General features: G+C 34.4%; 13 protein-coding genes. 8 read left to right on the top strand and 5 right to left on the bottom strand.

Going from position 1 to position 14,894, the window contains the following annotated elements; translation table 11 throughout:
• Window position 1: 1 nt before the first annotated feature.
• From lpxA to IPM51_15655, 4 genes are all read left to right on the top strand, one after another.
• Window positions 2–775, top strand: coding sequence for an acyl-ACP--UDP-N-acetylglucosamine O-acyltransferase (lpxA, locus tag IPM51_15640; protein MBK9285729.1), 774 nt, complete (start codon window positions 2–4; stop codon window positions 773–775).
• A 17-nt stretch (window positions 776–792) separates the two neighbouring features.
• Complete coding sequence (locus IPM51_15645) at window positions 793–1,431, top strand: ATP-binding cassette domain-containing protein (GenBank protein MBK9285730.1); 639 nt, start codon at window positions 793–795, stop codon at window positions 1,429–1,431.
• A gap of 129 nt (window positions 1,432–1,560) precedes the next feature.
• Window positions 1,561–2,436, top strand: coding sequence for an ABC transporter ATP-binding protein (locus tag IPM51_15650; GenBank protein ID MBK9285731.1), 876 nt, complete (start codon window positions 1,561–1,563; stop codon window positions 2,434–2,436).
• A 3-nt stretch (window positions 2,437–2,439) separates the two neighbouring features.
• Complete coding sequence (locus IPM51_15655; GenBank protein MBK9285732.1) at window positions 2,440–6,159, top strand: ABC transporter permease; 3,720 nt, start codon at window positions 2,440–2,442, stop codon at window positions 6,157–6,159.
• An 85-nt stretch (window positions 6,160–6,244) separates the two neighbouring features.
• On the opposite strand, the gene IPM51_15660 is transcribed toward IPM51_15655, so the two are convergent.
• Window positions 6,245–7,195, bottom strand: a complete 951-nt coding sequence (locus IPM51_15660; protein MBK9285733.1) for a T9SS type A sorting domain-containing protein — start codon at window positions 7,193–7,195, stop codon at window positions 6,245–6,247.
• Window positions 7,196–7,231: 36 nt separating this feature from the next.
• On the opposite strand from IPM51_15660, the gene IPM51_15665 reads away from it, so the two are divergent.
• From IPM51_15665 to IPM51_15680, 4 genes are all read left to right on the top strand, one after another.
• A complete protein-coding gene (locus IPM51_15665; protein MBK9285734.1) occupies window positions 7,232–8,290 on the top strand; it encodes a DUF255 domain-containing protein in 1,059 nt (352 codons plus the stop codon).
• The gene (locus IPM51_15670; GenBank protein ID MBK9285735.1) at window positions 8,287–9,252 is read left to right on the top strand and encodes a hypothetical protein; all 966 of its coding nucleotides are present in this window, start codon (window positions 8,287–8,289) and stop codon (window positions 9,250–9,252) included. Before IPM51_15665 ends, IPM51_15670 begins: the two co-directional genes overlap by 4 nt.
• A gap of 101 nt (window positions 9,253–9,353) precedes the next feature.
• The gene (locus IPM51_15675) at window positions 9,354–10,394 is read left to right on the top strand and encodes a transglycosylase SLT domain-containing protein (GenBank protein MBK9285736.1); all 1,041 of its coding nucleotides are present in this window, start codon (window positions 9,354–9,356) and stop codon (window positions 10,392–10,394) included.
• Between the two features lie 3 nt (window positions 10,395–10,397).
• A complete protein-coding gene (locus IPM51_15680; GenBank protein MBK9285737.1) occupies window positions 10,398–11,000 on the top strand; it encodes a thioredoxin family protein in 603 nt (200 codons plus the stop codon).
• A gap of 39 nt (window positions 11,001–11,039) precedes the next feature.
• On the opposite strand, the gene IPM51_15685 is transcribed toward IPM51_15680, so the two are convergent.
• From IPM51_15685 to IPM51_15700, 4 genes are all read right to left on the bottom strand, one after another.
• Window positions 11,040–12,752, bottom strand: coding sequence for a tetratricopeptide repeat protein (locus tag IPM51_15685; GenBank protein MBK9285738.1), 1,713 nt, complete (start codon window positions 12,750–12,752; stop codon window positions 11,040–11,042).
• Window positions 12,753–12,849: 97 nt separating this feature from the next.
• Complete coding sequence (locus tag IPM51_15690) at window positions 12,850–13,752, bottom strand: substrate-binding domain-containing protein (GenBank protein MBK9285739.1); 903 nt, start codon at window positions 13,750–13,752, stop codon at window positions 12,850–12,852.
• A gap of 59 nt (window positions 13,753–13,811) precedes the next feature.
• Window positions 13,812–14,033 carry a hypothetical protein gene (locus IPM51_15695; protein ID MBK9285740.1) on the bottom strand — a complete coding sequence of 74 codons (222 nt, stop codon included), beginning with the start codon at window positions 14,031–14,033 and terminating at the stop codon, window positions 13,812–13,814.
• Window positions 14,034–14,098: 65 nt separating this feature from the next.
• On the bottom strand, window positions 14,099–14,893 hold the full coding sequence (locus IPM51_15700) for an energy transducer TonB (GenBank protein MBK9285741.1): 795 nt from the start codon (window positions 14,891–14,893) through the stop codon (window positions 14,099–14,101).
• Between the last annotated feature and the right edge of the window lies 1 nt (window position 14,894).

Consider the following 14,894-nt stretch of genomic DNA (forward strand, 5'->3'; position numbering starts at 1 on the left):
CATGATTTCAAATCTCGCTTCGGTAAGTCCGAAAGCAAAAATAGGTAAGAATGTAAGCATTGGTCCATTTGCCACCATTTTTGATGATGTGGAAATAGGAGATAACGTATATATACATCCCAATGCTTTAATTTATCCGGATACCATTATTGGCTCAGGTTGTCAGATTTTTCCGGGTGCCGTAATTGGTATAGTGAATCAGGATTTAAAATACAAAGGCGAAAAATCTAACACGGTGATTGGATCAAACACCGTTATACGCGAGTATGCCACTATACATAAAGGCACAGCTGATCGTATGACCACTAAGGTTGGAAACAATTGTTTGATTATGGCTTATGTGCATTTAGGACACGACTGTATTGTTGGAAATAACGTGATTATAGCCAATAATGGAAGTTTGGCAGGGCACATTACCATTGAGGATTTTGCGATTATAGAAGGGGTAGTTTCTGCTCAGCAATTTGTAAATATTGGTGCACACTCTTTTATTGCCGGAGCCTCGTTGGTTAGAAAAAGTGTGCCGCCTTATATCCGTGTTGCTCGCGAACCGCTTCAGTTTATTGGTGTAAACACCATCGGATTGGGCAGAAGAGGATTTGACAAGGAAGTGATTAAGCAAATTGAAGATATCTATAGAATTATTTTTGTACGCGGACATAACTTAACGAATGCGTTGGAAATTGTAGAATCAGAAATTCCGGATAGTATTTATCGAAAACAAATTCTGGATTTTATCAGAAACCAGAAAGACGGTATTGTGAGGGGAATTTAATCCCGTATTTTAAAAAGATGAAGGCCCTTACCATTTCAATAAACAATGCAGGTAAAAAGTTTGGCAGAGAGTGGGTTTTCAGAAATCTGAACCAGGAAATTTTGCCGGGGGATAGACTAGTTATACAAGGAGGAAACGGCTCAGGTAAATCAACTTTATTACAAATAATCAGTGGATTTATTTCCTTAAATGAAGGGGAAATTACTTTTAAAGGAAATGAATCCATTCAAATACAGGATATATACAAACAGATTTCTTTTGCATCTCCTTATTTACAATTGGTAGAAGATTTTACGTTAAGAGAAATGGCCGAGCATATTGTGGCATACAAACCGCTCATTTCTTCCATGCAGATTAACGATTTAATTAAATTGTCGGGCTTACAGGCTTCCGAACATAAATTCATCAAACAGTTTTCGAGCGGAATGAAGCAACGCTTAAAAATAGCTTTAGCTTTATTATGCGACAGCGGCTTATTGTTATTGGATGAACCCATTAGCAACTTGGATGCGCAGGCGATTGACTGGTACAAAAATATGATTCAGGAATTTGCAGGTGACAGAACGGTGATAGTATGTTCAAACAATATACAAAATGAATTTTTCTTTTGCACCAAACACTTGAATATAGAGGATTATAAATTAATTGGTAAATGATGTTTTACCCTTAGTGAATTAGTAGTTTTCCAAAAATCCCCCATTCTGAGTAATTAATACCTTTTATTTTGCATTATTTGGCAAATCGCTTAATTTTATTCTATATAATTTTAATCAAAATCTAATCTCATGCTTTTAAAAATTTCCAACTTAAGTAAATTGTATGCCGACGGCACTAAAGCGCTAACGGATGTAAATCTTGAAATTACTAACGGGATGTTTGGTTTACTAGGGCCTAACGGTGCAGGAAAGTCAACCCTCATGCGAACAATCGCTACTTTGCAGGAACCCAGTAGTGGAACTATTTTCCTGGATGAACTCGACATGATCAATAAAAAAGACGAGGTGAGAAAAGTGTTGGGGTATTTGCCTCAGGATTTTGGTTTTTATCCGAAAGTAAGCGCTGAAGATATGTTACACCACTTTGCCATACTCAAAGGAATTTCTGATAAGTCGGAAAGGAAAGAAATTTGCGATGCTTTACTCAATCAAACTAATTTGTATGAAGTACGTCATCGATACATCGGTGATTATAGTGGTGGTATGCGCCAACGTTTTGGTATTGCACAGGCGCTATTGGGAAATCCAAAAATTGTAATTGTAGATGAGCCTACCGCGGGCTTAGATCCACAGGAGCGAAACCGTTTTCATAATTTGTTGAGCGAAGTGGGAGAAAATATTATTGTGATTTTATCTACGCATATTGTAGAAGACGTTCGCAATTTATGCAGCAATATGGCTGTAATGAATTTAGGTCAGGTTATGTTTAAAGGCCGAACCAGCGAAGCCTTAGATTTATTAAAAGGAAAAATTTATTCTGCTACTATTGCCAAGGAAGAATTAGCCGATTTCCGTTTACATCATCAGGTTATCTCTACTAAAGTAGCAGATGGCAAAATAATTGTGCATCTCATGAATGAGAACAATTTATCCGGCCAATTTAAACAGGTTGATGCGGATTTGGAAGACGTTTATTTTTCTTTTATTAATCAAAATAAAAACTAATTCATGTTTAAAGAAATATTTTTATTCGAGCTAAAACTGTGGCTTAAACGTCCGGGAGTTTATATTTATTTTGTTATATTTTTTGCAATTTCTTTTTTATTGGGCGCAGCAGCCAGTGGCATGTTTAGCGAGGTGACAAACGATACCAATACGTATTTAAATTCGCCAATTATGATTGGTGGAATTTTAACCAGCTTCAGTTCAGATTATTTATTAGGGCTTATTACTATTTTGGTTTGTGTAGCTTTAATGGCCGGGTGTGTGCAAAAAGATTTTCAGTACAATTGTTTCCCGTTTTACTTTACGAAACCATTTTCCAAAACAAGTTATTTGTTTGGCCGTTTCACCGCCTCTTTTTTATTAACGGTATTAGTTAGTGTTGGTTTAATTATTGGTTTGTACTTGGCCTTTGCAATAGCGCCGAATGAGAATGGGCAAATTACCGAAAATCATTTTTCAAATTACCTGCAGGCGTTTTTAATTTTTACTTTGCCCAATGTATTTATGATTGGTTCGGTTTTTTTCAGTCTGGTTACCTGGACCAGAAACATGACCAGTGGCTATGTAGGAAGCTTGTTATTTTTAGTGATTGCCGGCATTGCTCGTACTATCACCAGCGATTTGGATAATAAAACCATGGCTACTTTAATTGATCCGTTCGGACAACAAGCATTACAGTTTGCTACTGAATATTGGACTCCGGCCGAGAGCAATGTTAATCCAATTCCATTTAGCGGATATATTTTAGTGAACCGAGTTTTTTGGTTTTTAATTTCTCTGCTTTTATTAGGGCTTACCTTTTGGAGATTTAATTTCAATCAGTTTTTAAATCCGGTTTCTATTTTCAGTCGTAAAAAAGCAGAAAGAAAATCGCAACCATCCAAATTAATTCAAACCATGGGTCAACTTCCCAAAGTAACTCAGGTGTTTGATCGTAAATTAGTGTTTTCTCAAATACTTTTTTTAAGCAAATTTGAATTCAGAAAAATTTCTCGCTCCATATTTTTCTACATAATCATTTCTCTATGTATTCTGTTAACCGTATTGGTAAATAGTTATTCGGGTGTAATGTATGGAACAGTTACTTGGCCGGTAACCTATAAGCAAATTGATACAGCTGCAGGTTTATTTACTTTTTTCCTTCTAATACTTGTAATTTTTTATTCCGGTGTGGTGGTTTGGAGAGAAAGAGATTGTAAGATTGACGAATTGGTAGGGGCAAGTCCGGTTAAGAATATTGTTTTATTTACCTCCAAGTTTATTTCAATTGTATTGCTTTGTTTAAGCGTTTTTGCAGTTTGTATGCTTACTTGTATTGGGATACAAACCTATGAGGGTTATTATAATTATGAAATAGGGCTTTACGTCAGAGAATTATTCGGAATGAAAACATTCTCTTTAATTGGTTTAGTGGCTCTTGCTTTAAACTTACAAGTATTTTTTAAAAACAGGTATATTGGTTTTTTTGCTACGGTGTTGGTTCTTTTTGGAATACCGGCCATTTTAAATGCCTTTGATTATAGTAATGATTTATTGCGATTCAATTCAGGAGGCGGAACAATGACTTATTCGGATATGAATAAAATGGGACATACGGTTGGAACATTTTTTGTGAATAAATTTTATTGGTTAGGCATTATGCTAATTTTCGCAACATTTGCGGTTGCGATCTATCAAAGAGGAAAAGAAACTTCATTTAAAACCAGATTTAAAGTAGGAATGAAAGGATTCAATAAAGCGTACAAACTAGCATTATTGTTAGGTGGTTTTTTCTTTGTGGGCTGTGGTAGTGTGATATATTATAATATACGCGTGCTCAATCCGTATGTTACTTCTAAAATGCAGGAGCAAAAAACGGTTGATTTTGAATTAGCTTACAAAAAATATAAAAATGAATTACAACCCCGTGTCGTCGAATCTAATTTGGAAGTAGATATTTATCCCGATGAGTTAGGTGCAACAGTAAAAGGCTATTATTTTTTGAAGAATAAAAATAAGGCAGCCGTAAAAAGAATTTTTGTAAATATTTCTGAGCGGATAAAAATCGAAACGTTTAAGTTTTCAATACCCAGCAAAAAATTTATTGATGACCAAAAGAACGGGTTTTATGGTTATGAATTAAATTCTCCTTTAAACCCGGGTGATTCTATTAAATTCGATTTTGATTTAAGTTTTTTTCCGAAAAACTTTATCATGAAAAAACAACAAACCCAAATTGTAGAAAACGGCACGTTCTTTAATAGCGGTATATTACCTAGCATAGGATATAGTGAAGATTCGGAACTTGGTGATAATGCAACTCGTAAAAAATACAATCTGTCACCTAAACCCCGAATGGCTTCGGTTTATGATTCAAGTAAATATGGCAACACTTATATTTCTTCTGACGCAGATTGGATTAGATTTGAATGTAAATTATCTACTAAAGATGGCCAAATTGCTATTGCACCGGGATATTTGCAAAAGGAATGGAAAGACAAAGATCCAAAAACCGGAAAAACAAGAAGCCATTTCCATTATAAAATGGACGCGCCTATTTTAAATTTTTATGCCTTTCTATCTGCCGAATATGAAGTCAAAAAAGATAAATGGGTAAATCCAATTGAAGCAGGAAAAGATGTAAATATTGAAATTTACCACCATAAAGGTCATGAATATAATATTGACGTGATGATTGATGCCATAAAGGCTTCATTATCCTATTATTCAAAAAACTTCAGTCCTTATCAACACAAACAAGTTCGCATACTTGAGTTTCCGCGTTATTCATCCTTTGCGCAATCCTTTCCAAACACTATTCCATATTCTGAAAGTATTGGGTTTATTGCCCGATTGGATGAAAGTGATCCGGATGCTATTGATTATACTTATTACGTAACAGCGCACGAAGTTGCTCATCAATGGTGGGCACATCAGGTGATTGGCGCTAACGTACAGGGATGTACCGTAATGTCAGAAACAATGAGTCAATATAGCGCTTTAATGGTGATGGAAAAGAAATACGGAAAAGGTGCTATGCGCAAATTTTTAAAGTATGAAATGAATTCCTATTTAGGTGCACGTAGCGGAGAAAGTAAAAAAGAACAACCACTCATTTTATGTGAGAATCAACAATACATTCATTATAATAAAGGCAGTGTGGTAATGTACGCTTTGAAGGATTATATTGGGGAAGATTCACTGAATAATGCGCTCAAAAAGTATATTCAAAAAGTAGGCTTTCAGGAACCGCCTTTTACAACATCTATGGAGTTTTATGATTTTATTAAAAATGCCACGCCTGATACTTTACTGGAAACGGTAAAGGATTTGTTTGAGCGTATAGTGGTGTTTGATAATAAAGTGAAAGATTGGTCATACCAAAAAATGAATGATGGTAAATTTAAAATTACAGCAACTATTGAGTGTTATAAATCACAAAGTGATAGTGTAGGTAAAGCAAAAGAAGTAGATTTAAATGATTGGATTGATGTGGGCGTATTTGGTAAGAATGATAACTCATCCAAAATTTTAGGCGAAAGTTTTTATTTAAAAAAGCACAAGTTCAATAAAAAATCAAATACCTTAGAAGTAATAGTTGATCAGGAACCTTTTATGTTTGGAGTTGACCCGTATAACAAACTAATAGATAAAAACCCGGGAGATAATAGTAGAGATAAAAACGGAAAAGAAATTGGAGGGGGAAGTGGTTTAGGCGGCGGCGTGAGTATCCAAGCCGGATAAATATAGATTTAGAAAGATATACGGTCAAAAAAAAATCCCTGAACAATAACGCTCAGGGATTTTTTTTAATTTTGTTTTAAATAAATTATTTATTCAGAATAATTTTTTCAGTTAGTATTGCCGATTCATGGGTATAAGCTCGGATGAAATAAGTTCCCGCCGGTAAATTATTTAAGTTTAGTGTTAACTTTTCGGCTTCTGTTAATTCCTGTTTAGCAACAACTGAGCCTAATATATTAATCACTTCTATTTTTGAATAATTCGCTTTTGCATCAATGTGAATTACACCTTCATTACTCGGGTTAGGATAAACTGTAAAACCTGAATTTAATTTTGTAGTTAATTTATTTAATCCAACCTGCATATTTGCACTACCGTTAAAAATTACAGTATCAAGTCTGAAAGTTCCGGCATTTCCTTCTGCATTCCAAGGATAAAAACGGAAGCTAACCGCATTAGTAACGTTGGAATAAGATGTACTTCCCAATAAAATGGTTGAACCCACTTCTTGAGCGCCGCCAGTTACTGTATAAGAATCTAAATTCCAGAAAAAATTATCTCCGGCTTGAACCGAAATATTGGAATTAGTTGGGGCAATGGTTGCTGTTAAATTAGTGGAATACGTATCTAAACTTCCTCTCACCGCCCAATGTCTTGGCCCTGTACTTGACCTCGACATATTAAATTTAATATCAGAGAAACTGATTGTGGAATTGGCTGCCGGAGTTAATGTAACTTCAAAATATTTACCGGGATTAATAGATCCGGTAAATGTAATGTTATCCCCATTTGTAGCGCCTAAGTCCCAGGTATTAAAGGCAAATACTCCGCTAGCAGAAACTGTAGAAGGAGTGCCTACTGCTGAAAATGCGCCAAAAGTTAAACCATTTGCTGTAGGTGTTGGAGTAGGATCCAAGGTTCCGGTATTTGCTGTTCCCGACATTACACTACTGAAATGATACATGCCACTGAAGCTTTGTGCTGATACCATTAATCCGCAAAAGACCATGGTCGAAAAAAGTAATTTTTTAATCATGCTTATAAAGTTTTAATTTTATACAAAAATAAACAATTGAAATTAAAGATAGGGCCATATAATATGAAGCGGGTTATTTTATTATGTCTTATTTCAACAGGCTTATTTACTGACTTTAAGGCTCAAAATGAGGCTGATGGCCTTGTTAAATGGATGAATTTTAAGGAAGCGCAAGCCAACAATAAATTAACACAAAAACCTTTTTTAATTGATATTTACACCGATTGGTGCGGTTGGTGTAAGCATATGATGAAAACTACTTATTCCAATCCTAATCTGGCAAATTACATCAACGCTAATTTTTACCCCGTAAAATTTAATGCAGAAGGAAAAGACACTATTGAATATAATGGTAAAATATACAAACCGCTTTCTAATGAACCCAAAGTGCCGCATGAATTGGCACTGAAATTTTTGGGAAATAGTTTGAGTTATCCTTCAACGGTTTTTGTTACAAATAATTTTGAATTTACCTTACTTACACAAGGATTTTTGGAAGATAAAAAAATAGAACCCATCTTAATTTTTATGGTGGAAAATGCATGGAGAAGCAGCATTTTTGATGAATTTAATAAAAACTTTTCGCGTACATTTTACGATACTACTTATTTTAAAGTGCCGGTAAATTGGAAGGCCGTGAACGATTTGGAGAAATTAAATACTAAAAAGCCAAAAAAGACATTGGTATTTATTGGAACAGGATTTTGCAATACCTGTAAAGTCATGCAAAAAACAACTTTTAGTGATTCATTAATCGGCCCCTATATTAATAAATACTTTAACCTGGTTAATTTGAATGCTGAAATAAATGACACTATCGTTTTTAAGAAAGAAAAATTCTACAAAAATCCGATTAATGGCTATCCTTTACATACTTTATCGTTAAAGTTAACGAATAACCGTTTTTCTTTGCCCGCATTGTGTATTTTAGACGAACAATTAAATACCCTGGAAGTACTTAATTTTTATCAGTCACCTCAGCAAATAAAACCCATACTTGAATATTTTGCAAGTGACAAATATAAAACAAAGCCCTGGGCAGATTTTATTAAGGAGTATTCTACAAATTCTGCTCAATTAAAAAGTAAAAAATGAAATCATCAACCATACATCATTTAAACACCGGCTTAATTTTATTGTCGTGTATGGTGGCTTTTTTTATTCCGTTTGAATTATTTTTATTTTCGTACGCTGTTTTGGGTCCATTACATTATTTAACTGAAATAGGCTGGTTGCACAAGAAAAATTATTTTACCAAAGGTAAATACGATTTTGTTTTACTGAGTATTGCATGTTCTATACTGGTATTTTGGAATTTTTTCCCCCCAAAAAATTCCGGTCTTATGGCTGATATTATTTTATTTAGCGCTTTATGCAGTATAGTTTTTGTGTTTATGAAAGACTGGCTGTACAGAGGCGCTGTTATTTTACTGGCCTTGCTGGTGGTAGGTTTTGTGAATGATACCACCCATTATTTCACCTGGGCTGCAATATTTTTGCCAACTATTATTCATGTGTTTATTTTTACCTGGGCATTTATGTTATTTGGAGTATTGAAAGAAAAATCATGGCCCGGTTTAGTTTCTATCTTTACTTTGATTATTTGCGCCATTTTATTGATTACTATCCAACCGCAAAATTTATTTTATAATGTGAGTGAATATATTCAAAAGAGTTATTCAAACTTTACATTATTAAATTTCAGCTTAGTTAATTTGTTTGGATTAGATTCTTTTACCGAAGTTTCACAGGTGTTTACCTCCAACGCAGGTTTTGTCATCATGCGATTTATTGCTTTTGCTTATACGTATCACTATTTAAATTGGTTTTCTAAAACTTCGGTAATTAAATGGCACGAAGTTTCACGGAAGAGCTTAACTATCACTTTAATCATTTGGATTTCTTCGGTTGGATTATATGCCTACAACTATTCTCTAGGCATGAATGTTTTATTTTTCTTAAGCTTTTTACATGTTTTTCTTGAATTCCCGTTGAATGTTGTTTCCTTTTCAGGTATTGGAAAAGCGCTTGGCTCATTTAGCGCCAAAAAATCATAGTTAAGCGAAATACTAACAGCGCACATTCGGTATTTTTTTCATTTTCTACAATTCTGATTTGATTTTTTCGTTAAAATTGACTAGATTTAAGGTTATCGATTATGCGATTATTGGCTTTCATATTTTTAGCTTTTGCTTTTTGGTCGGGAACTACTTTGTTGACCAAAGGTAAGGACGTGCCGGTTAAATCTAAGGATAAGCCCGACTCTCTGCTCATTTGTAACGATGCGGGATTGTGTACTAGTGTAGTTGGTATTGTAAACCCTAAAACCAACAATAATGAAGATTATATATTGGATGCTGATTTGTATAAGTACAGAGTTGACACCCTTCAGCAGGTTCGTTTTTGGAGGAAAATCATGAATTTATCGGCAGATAGTTCCATTTTATGCGTGGCTTCAAATCGGTTTGTAATTGAAATAATAAACAATAAAGATTGGGATAAAAAAAGTGACGAAGAAAAGAGAATTTATCGAGATAATATAAGAATGAACTTACAATTGGATTCTACCGAGCGTATTTTGCAAACAACCGGCAAAAGCTTTTTTTATAATTTTGATAGAACCTATCAGAATTTCCATAAAGGAATTAATTGTTTTATTGAAAATGAAGTGGATCCTTGGTATGCACAGGCCATATTACTTATTGAAAGTCCGAATAAACTGCAAAAATCAAATGCGGGAGCGTATGGTCCATTTCAATTAATGAAAGAAGTGGCCCGCCTGTTTGGATTAAAAGTGAATAAGCAGATAGATGAGCGCGCAGATTTTAAAAGAAGTGCGTTTGCTGCAAGTAGTTTAATAAAACGAGTTTGTATTCCACATGCGCGAAGAATGCTGGATTCATTAGGGATAAGCAATTACCAAGAAAATGAATTGTGGTTTAGGTTGTTGGTGATGCATTGTTATCATGCCGGTTCAGGTAATGTAGATCAGGCCTTGCAAACATTTAAACCCAATAACGGAGATATGAATGTGGTTTATAATTTATGGCACGCGCAAACACGAAGATTTAAAAGCGCATCTCAAAATTATTCTCAGCTTATTTTAGCGGCCATGCTCGAGATGAATGATAAAATAAATGCAGTTGATAAAATTGCAGGCATCAATTACCCGGAAAATTATATTTCCTCATCCAATTAATCAGTGACATTATCTTCCTTTACTTCTAAAATTTCCAAGGCCTATTCTTATGTAGAATATCGAAACTTGCTGAGTTCGTTAATGGAACAAAATAAAACTACAGGCCTCGATCAAAGTGAGGCCATGATCGAATATGCTAAATTAAATATTCAACGAATGAATCGCATTGATCAAAAAATTGAATTGGATTCGGCCTTCAAAGATGCTTTAGTACAATTAAATACACCTCTTCAATGGTATGTTATTACGGAAGGGTGGTGTGGCGATGCAGCACAAAATGTGCCCGTATTTGCTTTAGCAGAAAAAATAAGTGATAAAATTAATTTGAAATTGATATTGCGGGATGAAAATTCCGAAATTATGAATCAATATTTAACCAATGGTTCTAAGTCCATTCCTAAACTGATTTGTTTTGATTCCGTTTCCGGAACAGAACTTTTTGTTTGGGGTCCAAGGCCAGAAACCTGCCAGAATATTATGATTCAACTAAAAAAAGAAGGAAAGGAAAAAAACGATATCGCAAAAGCCATACATGCCTGGTATGCTACGGATAAAACACTTTCTCTTCAGCGGGAGCTTATTTTACTGTTAAAAAACATCAACTAAAAAGCCCCAATTTATATTGAGGCTTTTGAAAAAATGAATTTATTTTTTTACCGGTTGTTTAGGTGGAGTAAAATAATACTTCGCTTTTTGATTTTCCGGATCTAACTCTTTTACTTTCGTCCACATTTCATCGGCTTTGGCTTTATCTTTTTTATTTAAATAATAGGCACCTAAATACTCATAAGCTTCAACGGCATCTTTTTTATTCGCATTTAGTTCTTCGGGTTTAATTAAACTAAGTACCTTTTCATAAATTAATTTGGTATCCTCTCGTTCAACTTTTGAATCAATTAATGAATTGGCACGACCTCTCCATACATAAGCCGGTATCCAAGATGGATTTTTTCTAACCAAATTAGCGAAAGCCGAATCTGCTTTAATCAAGGCCGGAATAGCTTCAGCTTCTTTTGCTGCTTTTACTTTAGCATCTTTTGTGTTTGCTGCCTCATTTAATTTCGTCACAGCCGGAAAATAATATGATTTTCCTAAATTATACCAATCGTTATTATTCATAGAGGAAGCTCCTCTGCCAATTTTCTTTTCGTAATAATTAACCGCCCCCTCATAATTTTTATTTTTGTAATTTGAATAAGCAATTTCACTATAAATTTCTCCTGCCATAGAAGTATCCAATTGAATAGCTTTTTCCAGCTCAATCATACCTAAACTATCTTTTCCTGTTTTCATCAATAACATACCCTTATATTTAAAATCACTTCCCAGGTACTTAAATTTAGGGCCTGCACTGTTAAAGAAATCATTTAAAGCATCTAATCCTTTAGAATAAGCATCTTTATCTTTTGCGTCGCCAATTTCATAATAACTCATTCCGGCTATTCTATCCAAATAAACATTTTTGAAATTTGATTTTTTTAAATTTTCATATTCAGTTATTGCATCACTATATTGTTTGTTTTTAAACAAAGCGCTCATAAAACGATAACGTGCATAATCACTATTGTTTAATTCAAGATATTTTTTCCAGTGCTCAATGGATTTACTGTTTTGTCCGGCTAAATAATATAATTCGGCAATTTCACGATAGGCCGGTGCAAAAGTTGGATCTAATGTTAAGGCTGCCTTGTATTTTTCAAGTGCTAACTGGTAGTTACGACCGCGCTGATATAATTTACCTTCACGTAAAATACCTTTTGCGCTTTTAGGATTTAAAGTAGTGGCTTGTTGGTAGCTTTTTATAGGCCCGCTGCCGTCTGTTGGGTTTTTTTCTAATTGTGCGTCACCCATTAAAATATAATTTTCTGCGGTTTTAGAATCCAATTTTATGGCGTTGTTTAGTTGAGCTATAGCTTCATCCGGATTTTTATTGTCTGTTAAAATCCAGGCCTCAGCTGTTCTGCGCATAACTTCTGCATTTTTATTTTGAGCTACGCTGGCTGCTTTAAAAAACTGTGCTTTGGCATCATTTGTTTTACCATTGTATAATAATACTTTTCCTAATCCAACATAATTTAACGCGTTGGTTGCATTTATTTCTGAACCCTTAGCGTAATAGAAGTTAGCACTATCTATTAAAGATGCGTCTCTATCCTGTATTCCATTAGCGAAAAAATTCTCTCCCAAATTGAAGTAATATTCACCTTTTGATGGGTCCTTACTAATCAAGGAACGTAAATCTTTATCAGCTGCCTCAAAACGTTCATTATCTGTTTTCACCATGGCTTCCTGTAAAGTTTGAGATTGCATACTTATGCCGGTTAATGCAATTCCCACTGTATATATGTATTTTCTCATAATCGTGTTTAAGCTCTAAATTTAACTATTTATTATTTTGCAAGCCTCATGCCAAGGGTGAAAAAGTCACTGTATTTTATGATATTTTAAGATAATATTATGGAGATTGAACAGGTTCAAAATTTACATGAATATTTCTTTCTTGTTGTACGCTTGGTAATAATCCTTGTTTTAAAAATGTCATTTGTCCTTTTGGTCCGGCAATAAAACTTTCCAAACCTTTTGCCAAAGTAAATTCACCGGTTCGGCGATAAACATAAACTCCACGCATTAGTGGATATGTTTTAAGTTTGAAGGAACTTTGACTCGGGTAAATTGCTTTAGAAGTATCTTTTTGAACGGCCAAAAACTTTAATAAATCTTTATTATTTTTATATAAGGGGTCATCTACATCACTCAACCAGGCATAATCAATACATGCAATGGCGTTTTTATGCTCAATCACATATTCTATGGCTTCCTTACTTGAATTTAGTACTGCACAATGCGCTGCAAATTTTTTCCCTTGAAGAACGGAATCGCTTAGATAATGTATTACTGACGAGTTTTTTTTATCCAGGATAATTTGAACAGTGATTTGATTACCCAAACTATCCGTTAATAAATCAGATTGACCTAGTAATTTTTGTAAGGCTGTATAACTTATGGACGAAAGAGGTAAAGACGCATTCGCGATAAAAGTAATGCCTGAATAGGCCACAATGGAAAACTTGGGTACTAATTGTTTGGAGGCAAATTGTTTCATCTCCTTTTCACTCAAGGGTCTTGATATGATAATGGCTCTGCAACTATCTTTGTACATGGCTTCAATCGCTTCGTTTTCGGTTGTTTCTTTTACTTCAACATGTGCGTTGTGATATTGCGACTCAAAAGTATAAACCTGATTGAGCACATGAAGCGCTAATCCTTCGTCGTATTGGATTTTTAATTTTCCGGAAGTAGGTGTGTTATCATCGTAATCATTTTTGAAATAGGGGTCAACACAGGAAACCAAAATCAATATTAGAAGTATTGAATTGAAGAAGATATTTAAATTGATCGTATGTTTCAAAAAGAATTTCAAGCCGATGTAGATTTACTTTTTTTACTCAAGATAAGGTAAATTCTGAAACTTCTGTACACGGCGTATGCTAATAAAATAAAAACAAAAATAGTTCTTTTATTTCCGTACAGTCGTTCAGAAAGGAAGTCGGTAAATACAATGGCAATAGCACCTGATATAACTAACAAAACCATAATTGCACCAAACCATAGAGAAATATACTGACTTAAATTTTTCATGATTAACAGACAAAAAAAGCCATAATCAATTTTCGATTATGGCTTTTAAAATATTACAAAATTAATTATTGAATTTTGAAACTGATTGGTAAATTAAAATAACACTTTACTGCTCTTCCGGTCATTTTTGCAGGCTTCCATTTTGGCATTGATTTAACAACACGTATAGCTTCCTTATCACAATCACGGCAGCCTGGAACTCCCTTTAAAATTTCCACATTACTGATATCGCCATTTTCACTCACCACAAATTTTAAAAAGCATTTTCCGCTAATTCCGGCTTCACGTGCCATAGCAGGGTACTGAATATTTCCCTGAATATATTTCATCATGGCGGTAACGCCACCCGGAAACTCGGCAGATTCTTCCACAATAGTAAAAATTTCTGGAGCTGCGGCTTCTGTTGGTCCTTTTTCTTCGGTTGGTGGAGCAACAATGTCTTTATCACCTTCCTGATCTTTAACACCAACATTTACATCCTTTACTTCTTCCTGTAGTTTTTGAGGTTCTTCTTCAACAGCATCATCCTTAATCACCGGAGGAACGAATTTTACCATTTCAACCATTGGTGGTGGTGGTGGTGGCGGTGGTGGTGGTGGTGTTTCTTCAACCGGAGGTGGAGGAGTAAGATCAATAACGATATTACTCATGTCTTGTACAATCTCCTCTTCTTCCGGTCTGTTATCAATTATTTTTTTAGCCCCCATTAAAATAATTGAAAAGGCTAAAACTCCACCAATTACATAAGTAACGGTTTTGTTATAATTTCTTCTTAGTTGATATGCGCCGTAAGCAATATTCCGACCTTCGAATACAATGTCGTTACGGTTATCAAAGGTTGCATCATTCCAAGTATTCATA

It is taken from the genome of Sphingobacteriaceae bacterium, from assembly GCA_016715905.1.
In the GTDB taxonomy this organism is placed as follows: Bacteria; Bacteroidota; Bacteroidia; order B-17B0; family Aurantibacillaceae; genus Aurantibacillus.